At 65.7% G+C, this 14,562-nt stretch carries 12 protein-coding genes and 1 pseudogene; 5 read left to right on the top strand and 8 right to left on the bottom strand.

What is annotated here, in order from left to right; all coding sequences use genetic code 11:
* The first annotated feature begins 66 nt into the window (after positions 1-66).
* Positions 67-1,352, top strand: a pseudogene (locus HYN69_RS12410) (O-acetylhomoserine aminocarboxypropyltransferase/cysteine synthase family protein).
* 239 nt (positions 1,353-1,591) lie between these two features.
* Here the strand turns inward: HYN69_RS12410 and HYN69_RS12415 are convergent.
* Positions 1,592-2,293 carry an SIMPL domain-containing protein gene (locus HYN69_RS12415; RefSeq protein ID WP_108436016.1) on the bottom strand — a complete coding sequence of 234 codons (702 nt, stop codon included), beginning with the start codon at positions 2,291-2,293 and terminating at the stop codon, positions 1,592-1,594.
* 161 nt (positions 2,294-2,454) lie between these two features.
* Here HYN69_RS12415 and HYN69_RS20610 point away from each other — a divergent pair, with 161 nt between their 5' ends.
* Positions 2,455-4,161 carry a hypothetical protein gene (locus HYN69_RS20610; protein ID WP_159082457.1) on the top strand — a complete coding sequence of 569 codons (1,707 nt, stop codon included), beginning with the start codon at positions 2,455-2,457 and terminating at the stop codon, positions 4,159-4,161.
* A 358-nt stretch (positions 4,162-4,519) separates the two neighbouring features.
* Here the strand turns inward: HYN69_RS20610 and HYN69_RS12430 are convergent, their stop codons facing one another.
* On the bottom strand, positions 4,520-4,906 hold the full coding sequence (locus HYN69_RS12430) for a hypothetical protein (protein ID WP_108436018.1): 387 nt from the start codon (positions 4,904-4,906) through the stop codon (positions 4,520-4,522).
* A 39-nt stretch (positions 4,907-4,945) separates the two neighbouring features.
* Here HYN69_RS12430 and HYN69_RS12435 point away from each other — a divergent pair, with 39 nt between their 5' ends.
* Both HYN69_RS12435 and HYN69_RS12440 read left to right on the top strand, forming a co-directional pair.
* Positions 4,946-5,413, top strand: coding sequence for a pilus assembly protein PilP (locus tag HYN69_RS12435; RefSeq protein WP_108436019.1), 468 nt, complete (start codon positions 4,946-4,948; stop codon positions 5,411-5,413).
* A 128-nt stretch (positions 5,414-5,541) separates the two neighbouring features.
* Positions 5,542-7,470, top strand: a complete 1,929-nt coding sequence (locus HYN69_RS12440) for a cation:proton antiporter domain-containing protein (protein ID WP_108436020.1) — start codon at positions 5,542-5,544, stop codon at positions 7,468-7,470.
* Here HYN69_RS12440 and cobT read toward each other — a convergent pair.
* A complete protein-coding gene (gene cobT, locus HYN69_RS12445; protein WP_108436021.1) occupies positions 7,459-8,475 on the bottom strand; it encodes a nicotinate-nucleotide--dimethylbenzimidazole phosphoribosyltransferase in 1,017 nt (338 codons plus the stop codon). The genes HYN69_RS12440 and cobT overlap by 12 nt on opposite strands.
* A gap of 84 nt (positions 8,476-8,559) precedes the next feature.
* Here cobT and cobS point away from each other — a divergent pair, with 84 nt between their 5' ends.
* Positions 8,560-9,327 carry an adenosylcobinamide-GDP ribazoletransferase gene (gene cobS, locus HYN69_RS12450; RefSeq protein WP_108436022.1) on the top strand — a complete coding sequence of 256 codons (768 nt, stop codon included), beginning with the start codon at positions 8,560-8,562 and terminating at the stop codon, positions 9,325-9,327.
* Between the two features lie 139 nt (positions 9,328-9,466).
* Here cobS and HYN69_RS12455 read toward each other — a convergent pair whose 3' ends face one another.
* The 5 genes from HYN69_RS12455 to HYN69_RS12475 form a co-directional block, all read right to left on the bottom strand.
* Entirely contained in the window at positions 9,467-9,976 is a 510-nt protein-coding gene (locus HYN69_RS12455; RefSeq protein ID WP_108436023.1) for a CarD family transcriptional regulator, read from the bottom strand.
* 316 nt (positions 9,977-10,292) lie between these two features.
* Complete coding sequence (gene fdxA / locus HYN69_RS12460; protein WP_108436024.1) at positions 10,293-10,631, bottom strand: ferredoxin FdxA; 339 nt, start codon at positions 10,629-10,631, stop codon at positions 10,293-10,295.
* Positions 10,632-10,679: 48 nt separating this feature from the next.
* Entirely contained in the window at positions 10,680-10,982 is a 303-nt protein-coding gene (locus tag HYN69_RS12465) for an RNA-binding S4 domain-containing protein (RefSeq protein ID WP_230426398.1), read from the bottom strand.
* A gap of 31 nt (positions 10,983-11,013) precedes the next feature.
* Positions 11,014-13,959, bottom strand: coding sequence for a helicase-related protein (locus HYN69_RS12470; RefSeq protein WP_108436025.1), 2,946 nt, complete (start codon positions 13,957-13,959; stop codon positions 11,014-11,016).
* Positions 13,960-13,971: 12 nt separating this feature from the next.
* Complete coding sequence (locus HYN69_RS12475; RefSeq protein ID WP_108436026.1) at positions 13,972-14,532, bottom strand: tetratricopeptide repeat protein; 561 nt, start codon at positions 14,530-14,532, stop codon at positions 13,972-13,974.
* Between the last annotated feature and the right edge of the window lie 30 nt (positions 14,533-14,562).

The raw sequence follows: 14,562 nt of genomic DNA on the forward strand, positions 1-14,562 counted from the left end.
CCCACAAGGGTATCGCTGGCCTAGACTCCGCCCCAATTCCAAGCCAAATCCACAGGGAGTCCCCCCATGACCACCGACCGCCAGCTCGCCTTCGACACCCTCGCCATCCACGCCGGCACAGCCCCCGACCCCGCCACAGGCGCGCGGCAAGTGCCGATCTACCAGACCACGGCTTACGTGTTCCGCGATGCCGACCACGCGGCCAAGCTGTTCAATTTGCAGGAAATCGGCTACATCTACTCGCGCCTCACCAACCCCACGGTCTCGGCCCTCGCAAACCGTGTCTGCGCGCTCGAAGGCGGCGCGGGCGCGATCTGCTGCTCCTCGGGCCATGCCGCCCAGATCATGGCGCTCTTCCCGCTCATGGCCCCGGGCCGCAACATCATCGCCTCGACCCGTCTCTACGGCGGCACCATCACCCAGTTCAGCCAGACCATCAAACGCTTCGGGTGGAGCGCGAAATTTGTCGACACCGACGACCTCGACGCCGTGAAAGCCGCCATCGACGATGACACCCGCGCGATCTTTTGCGAAACCATAGCGAATCCGGGCGGTTACATCACCGACCTCGACGCACTCGCCGCCATCGCGAACGGCGCAGGCATCCCGCTGATCGTCGACAACACCACCGCCACCCCTACCTCTGCCGCCCGATCGAGCATGGCGCGACCCTCGTCGTCCATTCCGCCACGAAATACCTCACCGGCAACGGCACCGTGACAGGCGGCGTGGTGGTCGACAGCGGCACATTCGACTGGTCGGCCTCCGACAAATTCCCCTCGCTGTCGCAACCCGAACCCGCCTACCACGGCCTCGTCTTCCACCCCACGCTCGGCGGGATGGCCTTCACCTTCCACTCCATCGCCATCGGGTTGCGCGACCTCGGCATGACGATGAACCCGCAGGGTGCCCACTACACCCTGATGGGGATCGAGACCTTATCGCTCCGCATGCAGCGCCATGTCGAAAACGCCGCCAAGGTCGCCGAATGGCTGGAAAAACACCCCAAGGTCTCGGCCGTCACCTATGCCGGCCTGCCCTCTTCGCCCTACGCGCACCGCGTGCCCAAGATCACCCCCAAAGGCGCCGGCGCGCTTTTCACCTTCGCGCTCAAGGGCGGCTATGACGCCTGCGTCAAGCTGATCGACAGCCTCGAACTCTTCTCCCATGTGGCCAACCTCGGCGACACCCGCAGCCTCGTGATCCACTCGGCCTCGACCACCCACCGCCAACTGACCCCCGAACAGCAGGTCAAGGCCGGAGCAGCTCCCGATGTCGTCCGCGTCTCCATCGGCATCGAAGACGTCTCCGACATCATCGCAGACCTCGAACAGGCCCTCGCCAAGGTCTGACGCGAAAAACCGGCCCCCCCTCCGATAATTTCAAAACCCTGTGGGGGGTGCCGAAAACCCTGTGGGGGGGTGCCGGTCACGCAACGCGCCCAAGGGGCACGCCACCGAACAGACCGGCAAAGGGGGGCCACACGGCCCCCCTATCTGCTTTCGGCCCTGCCCCGCAGGGACGAAAGCTCAGGTCAGCGCGGCGGAACGCCGCTCCGCCGGATCACCGACGGAACGGCAAGATCTGCAAATCACTGCTTGATCTCAAAGACCATCGTGACCGAGGCCGTCAGCCCGACCTCGCCCCCCTCGACCGGGACCGCCTTGGCCATATCGGCCTCCATCCGGTACATCGGCATCGGCATCGGCGGCATGTATCCCCCCGCCTCGGTGATCGACACCACGCGCCCCAGCTTCAGCCCCGCAGCGCCCACCATCAACTCGGCCCTCGCCTTTGCGGCCTGCACCGCCTCGATGCGCGCCTTGTCCATCGCAGGTTCCGGATCGTCCAGCCCGAAGCTGATCCCGTTCAGCGTATTTGCCCCGTCGGTGATCGCCGAATCCAGCACCTCGCCCAGCGTGTCCAGCGCGCGCACCCGCACCGTCAGCACGTTCATCGCCACATAACCCGCGATCTTCGGGGGCTGCGTCCCGTCATTCTGCTGCCAGTTCGGGTTCAGCGACAGGTTCGACGTCTGCACGTCGCGGTCCGCAATCCCCGCCGCCTTCAGCCGCGTCACCACCGCTGCCAGCGCGGCCGAATTGGCATCCATCGCCGCCCCTGCCGTCTCGCCTTGCGTGGTTACGCCAAGCGAGATCGTGGCCAGATCGGGCGCCGCCTCGGCACGGCCCTCGCCCGTCACGGTGATGGTGGCGGGCAAACGCTCCTCTGCCAGCAATGGGCTGGCAATCGGCAGGAAAACGGCAAGACAAATAGTTGCAAGAACGCGCATTTGATCAACTCCTTGATGCACGCCACTCTGGCGCGACGAACGGCGCAGCGACAAGCCATTTGCCCGTGTTTTCCTTCCCTTCGGCGAAAAGCTGCTATAACAGGAAATCAACTGGCAGCGGTGCATTTCCGCAAAGCCGCAATCCGTGCTAGACCCGCGAAATGAAACCAAGTTTTGCCCTGAACTTCACTGACGACAGCGTGGCGCTCCTGCACCGCACAAAGCGCGGCTGGCTGGAAATCGGGCGCAGCGCTTACGACACGCCCGACCTGCCCGACGCCATGGCCTATATGCGATCGACAGCCCTCGGCCTCGCTCCGCAAGGGGTCACGACCAAACTCGTCATTCCCGCCTCGCAGGTGCGCTATTTCGATATCGAGGCTCCCGGCCCGTCCGATAGCGACCGTCGTGCCCAGATCGCAGCCGCCCTCGACGGACGCACCGCTTACGCCGTGGACGACCTCGTCTTCGACTGGTCGGGCACCGGCCCGACCTTCCGCGTCGCCGTCGTCGCCCGCGAAACCTTGGCCGAGGCCGAGGCCTTTGCATCGGCGCACCGCTTCACCCCCTTGTCCTTCGTCGCCTTGCAAGAAGACGGAACCTTTGCAGGCGAGCCTTGGTTCGGCCTGACCGAGCACGCATCCGGCGCGCTCGCAAGGGGCGAGACCGTGGAACGAGATGCCGAAGCGATCACCATCCTGTCCCGCGCCCTGCCGCGCCGCCCCGCCACAGTCGAAGCGGTTGCGCTGTCCGCAATCGACCCGCCCACTCCCACCTTGCCGGTGAATGATCCGGCACCCGAACCGGCACCCGAACCGGCACCGCGGCCGGAACCCGAACCCGAACCTGTCGTGGAACCCGACCCGATCCCCGGCCCCGCCCCGCGCCCGATGCCCGATCCGGTCACCGAACCTGCGCCGGAGCCAGAACCGGAGCCAGTGCCCGAACCGGTTCCCGCCACGGTCCCAGAACCCGCGCCCGAACTGCCCGACCCCGAGCCGCTGCAAATTCCCCAACCCGATGTCACACCCGATCCGGGCCCGGACTTGCCGCCGCCCGCCGAAATGCCCGGTTTCGATCCGGTCTCCGAACCGGTGACCATGTCGGCCGCGCCTGCCCCCGCAGCAGACCCCCCTGCAGCAGACCCCCCGCAGCAGACCCAGACGAAGCGCCGATCGCGCTCGATGTCGAAGAAGAGGATCCGCCCGCGCCCCCTCCCGCGCCCAAACCGCGCGCGATGCCGACCAACGTTACCGAAAATTCCCTGCCGCCAGATGACGGGTCGGCGGCCCTCGCAGGCGCATTCAGCAGCCGCCGTGTTCCTGCACTGGCCGGTGCGACCGCCGCCGCCGCGCAGAACATGGCACGCCGCCTTGGCGCGGCTTCGCGCAATGCAGCCCCGGCCCCGCCGGCAGCACCGCGAAGTCCCAAGTTCGGCTTTCCGGAACATGCCGAACCGGCACCGCCCCGACCTCCGGCGCCCCGACCTCCAACGCCCCGAGCTACGGCGCCCCGCCCGGCGGTCCAGCCAATCGGCCAGCAGCCGATTACACCGGCGGCCGCCCCGCCAGTCGCCCCGCCAGTCGCCCCGCCGGTCGCCGACAAGATTGCCGCCAAGATCACAGCGCAGCCAATCGGCACGCCGCTGCCAGCCTCACCTGCCGCCCGCGTCACGCGTCCGGCCACCGCCGCTGCACCGCGCAATGGCCCGCGCAGCCTCACCGCTCCGGTCAGGGGCAAGCCGCGCTACCTCGGCCTTGTCCTCACCGGGCTTTTGCTGGTTGCGCTCGCGCTCGCAGCCGCCGTCTCCAGTTACTATTCCGCCAGTTCCGACACGGCGGAACCCGCAGCCGATGCCATTGCCTTGACCTCGAACACCGATGCCCCCGCTGCGGTTCCCGACGGCACGAACGCGGAAAGCCAGCCCCTTCCCAGCGTCGATGACGAAATGCTCGCCGACGGCCAAGACATCGACGCTGGCGCCGACATCACAACTCCCGGCGGTGCTGATGCCGTCGCGGTGGTCACAGCCGCCGCCCCGCCCCGGACTGCCGCTTCCGCCACGGCCCCCGCGATGCAAGCCGCCATCACCGGCAACGACGAAATCTACCTTTCATCCGCCGATATCGCCCCCTCCGCCATCGACGCCGCAGCCCTTCCCCCTCCCCAGACGCGCGGCGATCCGCCACCGAACGCGCCGCTTCCCCCGCCCGCCTTTGGCACCGTCTACAAATTCGATGCCGATGGCCTGATCGTCCCCACGCCCGAAGGCATCATCACCCCCGAAGGCGTGAAGCTGACCGCAGGCAAACCGCCGGTCGTCCCCCCGACGCGCCCAGCCGATCTTGCCCCGCCCCCGTACCGACCGACCCTGCGCCCGCGGCTGACCAGACGCAGGTCTTTCCCGCCGATCCTGCCCTGCGCGGCAAGCGCCCCGCTCCGCGCCCCACCGAACTCGCCGCAGCGCCCGAAGCCGAATCCGCAGCCACAGACGGCGAAGCCACAGACGCCGCAGCGACAGACGGGGCCTCTCTCGCCCCGCAGGCCGACAGCCGCCTGTCCGGCATCCGCCCGCAGCCCCGCCCCGCGTCCATCGCCGCCGCCCCCGCCCAAGGCCCGTCGACCTTTGCGCTCGTCACACCCGATGGCGCAGTGTCGCCGCTCGGCGGTCTTGCCCTGTCGCCGCGCCCGGTTGCCCGCCCCTCGGCCATCGCAAGCGCCGTCGAAGCCGCCGTCGCCGCAGCAGCCGAGCAGCCCGATCCAGTCCCCGAAGCCATCCCGGCAACCGCCGAACCTGCACTCGTCGACGATGGCAACGTAACGCCCGAAACCGAACAGGAACCGCAACTCGCCAGCGCCGCCCCGTCGATCCCGACCACGGCGAATGTGGCCAAGGAAGCCACCGACAAGAACGCGCTCAACCTGTCGAAGATCAACCTGATCGGCGTTTACGGCAGCCAATCCAACCGCTACGCCCTCGTGCGCCAGCCCAATGGCCGCATCGTCAAGGTCGGCGTCGGCGACCGTATCGACGGGGGACGTGTCGCGGCCGTCACCGACGGCGAGATCCGCTACGAGAAGCGCGGCAAGATGGTCGTCCTCGCCATGCCGCGCGGCTGAACGCAGGCAACGGCCGCAACCTTTGCGCGTGACCTCGGGCCAGAAACCCCGCAGACTGCGCCCGTCAAACCGCAAAAACGATAAAGGCCGAACCGGCCAGTCGTAAGAACGCAGTAGTGGATTATCGAATGGAAGGTCTTCTTCTTCAGGCCAGCATGTATCTCGGGGCTGCGGTGCTGATCGTGCCCTTGGCCGTGCGCTTCGGTCTCGGCTCGGTACTCGGCTACCTTGCGGCAGGCATCCTTGTCGGTCCGGTGCTGGGGCTCGCAGGAACCGAAACCAAAGACCTCCAGCATTTCGCAGAATTCGGCGTCGTGCTGATGCTGTTCCTTATCGGTCTCGAACTTGAACCGAAAACCCTCTGGGACATGCGCCACCGCCTGATCGGCCTCGGCGGCGCACAGGTAGGGCTGACCACCCTTGCCATCGCCGCAGTGCTGATGCTCATGGGCCTCGTCTGGCAGGTGGCGCTCACCCTCGGCCTTGTCATGTCGCTCTCGTCGACCGCCATCGTGCTGCAAACCCTGACCGAAAAGAACCTGATGCGAACCGCGGGCGGGCGCTCGTCCTTTTCGGTCCTCCTCACCCAAGACATCGCGGTCGTCCCGATGCTCGCTTTCCTGCCGCTTCTCGCACTTCCGGCTGCGGCGATCACCGGCCCCACCGCCCAGCAATTCGGCGTGACCAATGCCGAAACCACCGTCACAGCCGCCACCAATGCCGCTGCCCCCCTCCTGAGCCTCGTCGACAAACTGCCAAACGCGGCCGTCACCGCCCTGACCCTCGCCATCGTCGCAGGCATCGTGCTCGCAGGCCACTTCCTGACCCGCCCCGTGTTCCGCTTCGTCCACGCCTCGCGCCTGCCCGAAATGTCGACCTTCATCTCGCTGCTCATCGTCTTCGGCATCGCCTTTTCCATGATGCTCGTCGGCCTCTCCCCCGCCTTGGGCACCTTCGTCGCCGGGGTAGTTCTGGCCAACTCGGAATTCCGCCACCAGATCGAGGCCGACATAAAACCCTTCAAGGGCCTCCTCCTCGGCCTCTTCTTCATGACCGTGGGCATCGGCATCGACACCCATACGCTATTCAGCGAACCCGTCACCGTCCTCGGCCTCACACTGGGTCTGATCGCGGTCAAGGCCGCCATCCTGTTTGGTCTGGGCCTCGTCTTCCGCATGCGCGGCCAAGATCGCATCCTCTTCACTCTCGGCCTCGCACAGGCAGGCGAATTCGGCTTCGTCCTCGTCTCCTTTGCCCGCCAGCAAAGCATCCTGACGGCCAGCAACGGCGAACTCGCCCTTCTCGTCATCAGCCTGTCGATGCTGCTGACCCCGCTCTTGTTCTTCGGCTACGAACACCTCTCCACCCGCCTGCGCGCCCGCACCCCAGAACAGGCACCCGACGAGATCGATGAAAAGGGCCGCGTCATCATCGCAGGCATCGGCCGCTTCGGTCAGGTGGTGAACCGCCTCGTCCGCATGTCGGGCCTGACCACGGTGGTGCTCGACTCAGACGCAGGCACCATCGAAACCATGCGCCGCTTCGGCGTCAAAGGCTTCTTCGGCGACCCGACCCGCCCCGAACTGCTCGATGCGGCAGGCCTTGCCACCGCATCGGTTCTGGTGGTCGCGGTCGATGACAAGGAAAACGCCACCAAGATCGTCCGCTTCGCCCGCAGCCAGCGTCCCGACCTGCATATCGTGGCCCGCGCCCGCGACCGCGTCCATGTCTACGAACTCTATCAGGCTGGTGCTTCCGACATCGTGCGCGAAACCTTCGACAGCTCCGTCCGCGCAGGCCGCTACGTCCTCGAAAACATGGGTTTCACCGAATACGAAGCCGCCAAACTGTCGCAAACCTATTTCAAGGTCGACCGCGCCGCGATGCGCGATCTGGCCGAGGTCTGGGTCCCCGGCCAGCCCGTCCACTTGAACGACGCCTATGTCGAACGCGCCAAGCAACTCGACCGCGACCTCGAAACCGCCCTGATCGAAGAGTTGTACGAGGTCAAGCCGATGGCCAGCGACGAAGACCCGCCCAAAGCCTCAAGCGCCTGAAACGCCCGCCTCGGCAAAGGTCATCATGCCGGAATGGCAGGCGAGGGCGCCCTTGACCACGCCGATCGCCAGCGCCGCGCCGGACCCTTCGCCCAGCCGCAGGCCCAGCGACAACAGCGGCTCCTTGCCAAGCGCCGCCAGCAGCTTGCCATGCGCGCCCTCGGCACTCACATGGCCCGCGATGCAATGGTCAAGCGACCCCGCCACGGCCTTTTCCAACACGGCTGCCGAAGCGGTGCAGATGAACCCGTCCAGAATGACCGCAATCCGCAAACTCCGCGCCCGCGCAATCGCCCCCGCCATGGCAGCCAGTTCGCGCCCGCCAAGGCAGCGCATCACCTGAAGCGCATCGCCCAATAGTGGCCCATGCAGCGCCAGCCCCGCATCGACCGCCCCCGCCTTGCGCGCCAGCCCCGCATCGTCGACACCCGTGCCACGGCCCACCCAATCGGCCCCCGCCCCCCCGAACAGCGCCGCAGCCAGCGCCGCCGCAGGCGTGGTGTTGCCGATCCCCATCTCGCCCACCACCAGCATATCTGCCTCGGGATCGACCGCTGCCCAACCCGTGGCCAACGCCGCCACCACCTCGGCCTCGGTCATCGCAGGCGCTACGGTGAAATCCGCCGTGGGTCGGTCCAGATCAAGCGCATGCACCGACATCGCCGCGCCGAAAGCCTTGGACAACTGGTTGATCGCCGCCCCGCCCGCACTGAAATTGCCCACCATCTGCACGGTCACTTCCGCCGGAAAGGCCGAAACCCCCTGTGCCACCACCCCGTGATTGCCCGCAAAGACAATCACCTGCGGCCGTTCGCAGTGCGGCCGGTCCGTGCCCTGCCAACCCGCCACCCAGATCGCCACATCCTCCAGCCGCCCCAACGCCCCCGGAGGTTTCGTCAACTGCCCGTTTCGCGCCACCGCTGCCTGAACCGCCTCGGCATCCGCAGCGGGCATCGCCTTCAGAACAGCAGAAAACTCGGCAAGCGAGGCAAAAGGCGCGGTCATGGCATGTTCTCTTTCATTGAACCCAACTCTCCCCATGGGCTACCTAGAACCATAGCCAAAGGCCAGTCGGGAAAGGACACTTCCATGCGACCCCGCGACACAGACCCCGCCCGCCTCGCCACCCAAGACCTCGTATCCGCCTTCGGCCTCCTTACCCGCCTGCCGGTTCCCCAAGGCTGGCCAATGCGCGGCGCCGCCTCGGCCTGGGCCTGGCCCATCGTCGGCCTTGTCGTTGGCCTGATCTCGGCCACCACAGGCTCCGTCGCCCTTGCTTCCGGCATGCCCGCAGGGGTCGCCGCCGCCATCGCCCTCGCCACCGCCGCCATCGTCACCGGCGGCCTGCACGAAGATGGCCTCGCCGACACCACAGACGGCCTTTTCGGCGGCTGGACCCGCGAGCGCCGGCTCGAGATCATGAAAGACAGCTCCATCGGCAGCTACGGCACGCTTGCCCTCGTCTTCACCGCGCTGGCCCGCTGGTCCGCCCTCACCGCTCTCATGGCAACCGGCCACCACTGGCAGGCGCTCGCCGCCTGCGCCGCCCTTTCCCGTGCCCCCATGGCGGTGCTGATGGCCACCCTGCCCAATGCCCGCGGCTCGGGCCTTTCGGCCAGCACCGGCGTTCCCTCGGCCAGCGTCGCCCTCGCCGCCATCGGCGTCGCGTCCTTCATCGCCCTGATCACGACGGGCGCAGCCACCCTCGCCCTGCTGCCGGTCGCAGCCCTCACCGCCCTGGCCGTGGCGCTGATCGCCAAATCCCGCATCGGCGGCCAGACCGGCGACATCCTCGGCGCGACACAACAGCTCACCGAAACCGCCGCCCTCGTCACCGCCGCCGCCCTGCTGCCCTGACCCTTCTTCTCGGCCCAAATATCCTCAAGGGGTGAGGGGCGGCAGCCCCGAGGGGACAGAATGTCCCCTTGCGACAGCGAACAAAAGAAAAAGGCCGCAGGATCGCTCCCACGGCCTTCCCCAGTCCATCAAGCGAAACTCAGGCAGCGCGGCCCGTCAGCACCGAACCCACGGTCTTTTGCGCGCCGGCCTCGTCCACACCCGAAACCGCCGCCACTTCGCGCGTTAGACGCTCCAGCGCCGCTTCGTAAAGCTGCCGCTCGGAATAGCTCTGTTCGCGCTGGTCGTCGGTGCGGTGCAGGTCGCGCACCACTTCGGCAATCGACAGCAGATCACCCGAGTTGATCTTCTGCTCGTATTCCTGCGCGCGGCGCGACCACATCGCCCGCTTGACCCGTGCCTTGCCCTTCAGCGTGTCCAAGGCCTTGGTCACGATATCGGGCGACGACAATTGCCGCATCCCGATTTCGGTCGCCTTATGCGTCGGCACGCGCAGCGTCATCTTGTCCTTTTCGAACGAGATCACGAACAGTTCGAGATGCAGCCCCGCGATCTCCTGCTCCTCGATCGAGATGATCCGGCCGACGCCATGCGCCGGATACACCACGAATTCGTTGGGACGAAAATCAGGCTTCTTGGTCTTGGTCATTCAACGTTCCTCGAAGGGACGCCCGCCTCAGGCGACAAAAAAAACCGATCGCACCCTTTCAGGTCCGGCAAAGCGGTCAGATTGTCACAAGAAGACCCCACTCAGGCGAGCAGCGCTGAGCCGGGGACAGGCTTCCGTGCTTGTATCTATCAGCCTTGTATCACAAAAATGCCGTGATTCCAACTGCGCCGAACGGGCCGCGCCCCGTCGGATGCCTTGATTTATAGCAATAATCCACAGCTATGCATCAATTGCATGGCACAAATGCCGAATCAGGCATCGCGATTCGCTCTGCCTGAAACCGGAAAGCGGGCGATCAGTTCCCTTCGCCCGCGGTTTCCGAGAAATACTTGGCCAGTTTGCCCGTCTCGCCATCCCGCTCGGTCGCTTCCAGCAGCGGGTCTTTCTTGACGGTGATCACCGGCCACATCTCGGAATATTTGCGGTTAAAGGCCACCCATTGGTCCATATCCGGCTCGGTATCGGGGCGGATCGCGTCGGCAGGACATTCCGGTTCGCACACACCGCAATCGATGCACTCGTCCGGATGGATGACCAACATGTTCTCGCCTTCGTAAAAGCAGTCCACCGGACACACTTCCACGCAATCCGTGTATTTGCAGGCGATGCAATTATCGATCACCACATAGGTCATGGACGAACTCCTCGAATATCGCTGGCCTGACTAAGCCGCTTTTGCGGATCATTCAAGCGGGGCAGTTGCCGCATCTTCGCCCCCGGGCGCGTCAAGATCGAGATAGAGCGTCCCCGCCTCGGTCGCAGGCCCGCGCCGGTAGCCCAGCGCAGTCACCCTGATCACGCGGATACGCGAACCCAGCGGAAAGGTCAGAACATCGCCGATCCCCACGCCATGCCCCGCCTTGCGCGTCGGCTGGCCGTTGATCCGCAGATGTCCGTCCTCGGCCAGTTCGGCGGCAAGGGCGCGGCTCTTGAAGAACCGCGCCTGCCACAGCCACTTGTCGATCCGCAGCGTCGGGCGCTGCACAGCACTCGGCCTTGCAGAAGGGCCGGCCAAATCAGCTCCGGTTCTTCAACGCCGCCAGCACGGCAAAGGGGTTATCCGGATCGATGGGCTTTTCCACACGCGGCGGACGGGCCTCGTATTTCTGCGCGCCCTGCGGCTTGCCGCCCCGATCGCCGCGATCCTCGCGCCGGTCAGGCTTGCCGCCGCCGCCTTTGTTGCCATCGCGGTTTCCGTCACGGTTGCCGCCCTTGTTGCCATCGCGGTTGCCACCGTCACGATTACCCTTGTAGCCACCGCCACCCTTGCCCTCGCCCCCACGGTCCCGACGCTCGCCTTGCGGACGATCGCCCGCAGGCGCCGCCCCCTCGGCAGGCTTATCACCTTCGACCTTCGGCGCACGGTCGCCACGCGGCGCACCGCGTTCGGGGCGCGCTCCACGCTCGGGCCGCACGAAACGCGGCTTGGGCGCCCATGTGAACGTATAATAGCTCTCCATCTCGACCGGAGCCGCCTCTTCGCCCTCTACCACCTCGGGTTCCGGCGCGGGCGGCGGGGCAAGCACCGATTCCCCCTCGGGGATGGGTGCTGTCGACGTGCTTTGCACAGGCAACACCACTTCGGCCTTTGCCTTTGGCCGCTCGGCCTTTTCGCCCTTGTAGCCCAGCCCCGCCATAAGGTCGGCGAACTGGTCCAAGGTCATGCCGGTTATCGACAGCATCTCGGGCGCGGCCTCAAAGCCCGCGCGGCTGTCCTTGGCGCGCAAAAGGTCGGCCAGACGTTCCAGCATGTCGATGCGAATCGCCCGCGTCCCCGCCGGATGATACCCCGACAGCGTGTAATGCTGCTTTGGCACCTCGGTGATATTGGGAATCGTCACCAAACCCGGCGGCGGACTTTCGGGGAATTCATCCAACCCGTTCGCCAGCGACCACAGCACCAGACGCAACCGAGTCGGCGCGGGCTTGAGCAGCGCAGGCAAAAATACCGTAAACTGCCCGAAGCGCACGCCATGCTTTCGCAGCGCGCCACGCGATTCCTGATCAAGTTGCTTGACCTCTTCGTTCACCGCATCGCGCGGCAAAACACCCAAAGCCTCGACCAGCCGGAAGGCAAAGCCCCGCGCCAACCCCGTCAACGCCTCGTCGCGGCTCATCGCGGCCAAAGGCTCGAACAGCGCCGCCGTCTTGCGGTCGATGAAATGCTGCAACCGGCGCTTCACCTTTTCGGCGACATCCGGCCCCGCTTCGTCGTCCACGAAAGGCTCGACCGACGCCCGCAGCGTTTCCGGCCCCTTCACCAGCTTGCCGACCGCCGTGGTTCCCCACATCAGCCCGCCCTGCTCGGTGAAATCCATTTCCGTGTCGGGCGCGTTGTAAAAACGGTCCGCCCGCAGATGGAACTCTGGCTTCAGCGCCTGCACCGCTGCCTGACGCAGCGTACGGGCTTCATCGGGGGACGAGGACGCGTCCTGATGGAAGCGGAACCCGTCCAGACGGCCGACGAACTCGCCTTCGACCGTCACTTCACCCTTGTCATTCACCTCGGCCACGAGGGTCTCCTTCTGCTTCAACCGCCGCATCAGCACAGACGTGCGCCGGTCAACAAATCTTTGCGTCAGCCGCGCATGGAGCGCATCCGACAGGCGGTCTTCTACAGCGCGAGTTTCCTCGCGCCAATGTATTTCGTCATCCACCCAGCCTTTGCGTTGCGCCACATAGGTCCAGGTCCGGATATAGGCCAGCCGTTTCGAGATCGCGTCGATATCGCCCTCGGTCTTGTCGATGCGCTCGACCGCTTTGGCAAGCCAGTCTGTCGGCACCTTTCCGGCCTTCAGGAACTCGAACAATCGCTGCAAAAGCGTTGCATGTTCCATCCCCGAAGATGAACGGAAATCAGGCACGCGGCACACATCCCAAAGCAGCCGCACATCGGCGGGCGACCGCACACGGTCGCACACTTCGGGCATCTCTCCCAAGATTTTCAGCGTGGTCAGATCATCCGAATCCCGCGCCCGCGTCAGCCATTCGTTGCTCGTCGGCTCCTCAAGCGCCCGGATCAACCGCTCGACCGTCCCGAACTCTAGCCGTTCGTTGCGCCAATGCAGTTTCTTGACCGGCTGGAATCGGTGGTTTTCGATGGCCTCGACCACATCTTCATCCAACGGCCGCGCCTCGCCCGTCACCCCGAAGGTGCCGTTATCCGTATGCCGCCCTGCGCGGCCTGCGATCTGCGCCAGCTCCCACGGAAACAGCGCCCGCATCCGCCGCCCGTCGAACTTGGCAGTGCTGGAAAAGGCGACATGGTGGATATCGAGGTTCAGCCCCATCCCGATGGCATCGGTCGCCACCAGATAATCCACATCGCCGTTCTGGTATAATTCCACCTGCGCGTTGCGCGTGCGCGGGCTAAGCGCCCCCATCACCACCGCACAACCGCCCTTTTGCCGCCGGATCAGCTCGGCAATCGCATAGACATTTTCGACACTGAACCCGACAATTGCGCTTCTCGGCGGCATCCGGCTTATCTTTTTCGAACCTGTAAAGGTCAGCGTCGAAAAGCGGTCGCGCTTCATGAACTGCGCCCCCGGCACCAGCGCCGCAATCGCAGACCGCATCGTGTCGGACCCGAGGAACAGCGTCTCGTGCAACCCCCTCGCCCGCAGCAGGCGGTCGGTGAACACATGCCCGCGCTCGGGGTCGGCGCAAAGCTGGATCTCGTCCACCGCCACGAAATCGGCGCCGATCTCCAGCGGCATCGCCTCGACCGTGCAGACCCAATACTGCGTCCGCTCGGGCACGATCCGCTCTTCGCCCGTCACCAGTGCCACCACCGAAGGCCCGCGCTGCGCCACGCAACGGTCGTAAACCTCGCGCGCCAGCAGCCGGAGCGGCAGGCCGATCACCCCCGTCCGATGCGCCAGCATCCGCTCGATCGCATAATGTGTCTTGCCGGTATTCGTCGGCCCGAGGACCGCCGTGACCCTCGCGGTCGTTGCCATATCAACTCTCTGTCAGAGGTCCTGCCCCGCCGCCTCGGCCTCGAGCCGCTGGACGGAGTCCAATACCCCGCTCAGATGGGGATGTATAGCCAAGGCCGCCTTGTAGACCTCGAGCGCCTTTTCCGGTTGGTCCAACTCCTCGAAGATCATGCCCAGACCTGCCAAGGCCCCGAAATGTCTCGGGTTCAACGTCAGCACACGGGCAATGTCCTGCACTGCAGGCCCAAGCTCTCCCATCTGGTAATAGCACGTGGCCCGCGCGTTCCAGCCCTCGGCGAAATCCGGCGCATGGTCGGTAAGCGCCGTCAGATGCTCGACCGCAGCCGGCAGATCACCCGCCGCCATCGCCTCGCGCCCGCGCTCCAGCAGCAGATCCATCGCGGGCGACCCCGATTTGGACCATTCGTTCCAGATTTCCTGCTCGATCCGCTCGGATGCCTGCACGTCCGATGATTTCAACTCGTCAAACAGCTTGTCCAGTGCCGCACCGTCCGCAAATGCCGGCGCGGCCCAAGCGAAAACCGCGACAAGTGCCGCAACGATATGGTTGTGGAATGTGGCCCGCGCTTTCATAACCTAATAGGTAACGCAACCGCCGTGAAA

Source organism: Gemmobacter aquarius, assembly GCF_003060865.1.
Lineage (GTDB): Bacteria > Pseudomonadota > Alphaproteobacteria > Rhodobacterales > Rhodobacteraceae > Paragemmobacter > Paragemmobacter aquarius.

Coding starts and splice junctions, on each gene's coding strand:
- cobS (WP_108436022.1), top strand. CDS start 8,560: ATGCGACCCCGCGACACAGACCCCGCCCGCCTCGCCACCCAAGACCTC.
- HYN69_RS12470 (WP_108436025.1), bottom strand. CDS start 13,959: ATGGCAACGACCGCGAGGGTCACGGCGGTCCTCGGGCCGACGAATACC.
- HYN69_RS20610 (WP_159082457.1), top strand. CDS start 2,455: ATGAAACCAAGTTTTGCCCTGAACTTCACTGACGACAGCGTGGCGCTC.
- HYN69_RS12475 (WP_108436026.1), bottom strand. CDS start 14,532: ATGAAAGCGCGGGCCACATTCCACAACCATATCGTTGCGGCACTTGTC.
- fdxA (WP_108436024.1), bottom strand. CDS start 10,631: ATGACCTATGTGGTGATCGATAATTGCATCGCCTGCAAATACACGGAT.
- HYN69_RS12415 (WP_108436016.1), bottom strand. CDS start 2,293: ATGCGCGTTCTTGCAACTATTTGTCTTGCCGTTTTCCTGCCGATTGCC.
- cobT (WP_108436021.1), bottom strand. CDS start 8,475: ATGACCGCGCCTTTTGCCTCGCTTGCCGAGTTTTCTGCTGTTCTGAAG.
- HYN69_RS12440 (WP_108436020.1), top strand. CDS start 5,542: ATGGAAGGTCTTCTTCTTCAGGCCAGCATGTATCTCGGGGCTGCGGTG.
- HYN69_RS12455 (WP_108436023.1), bottom strand. CDS start 9,976: ATGACCAAGACCAAGAAGCCTGATTTTCGTCCCAACGAATTCGTGGTG.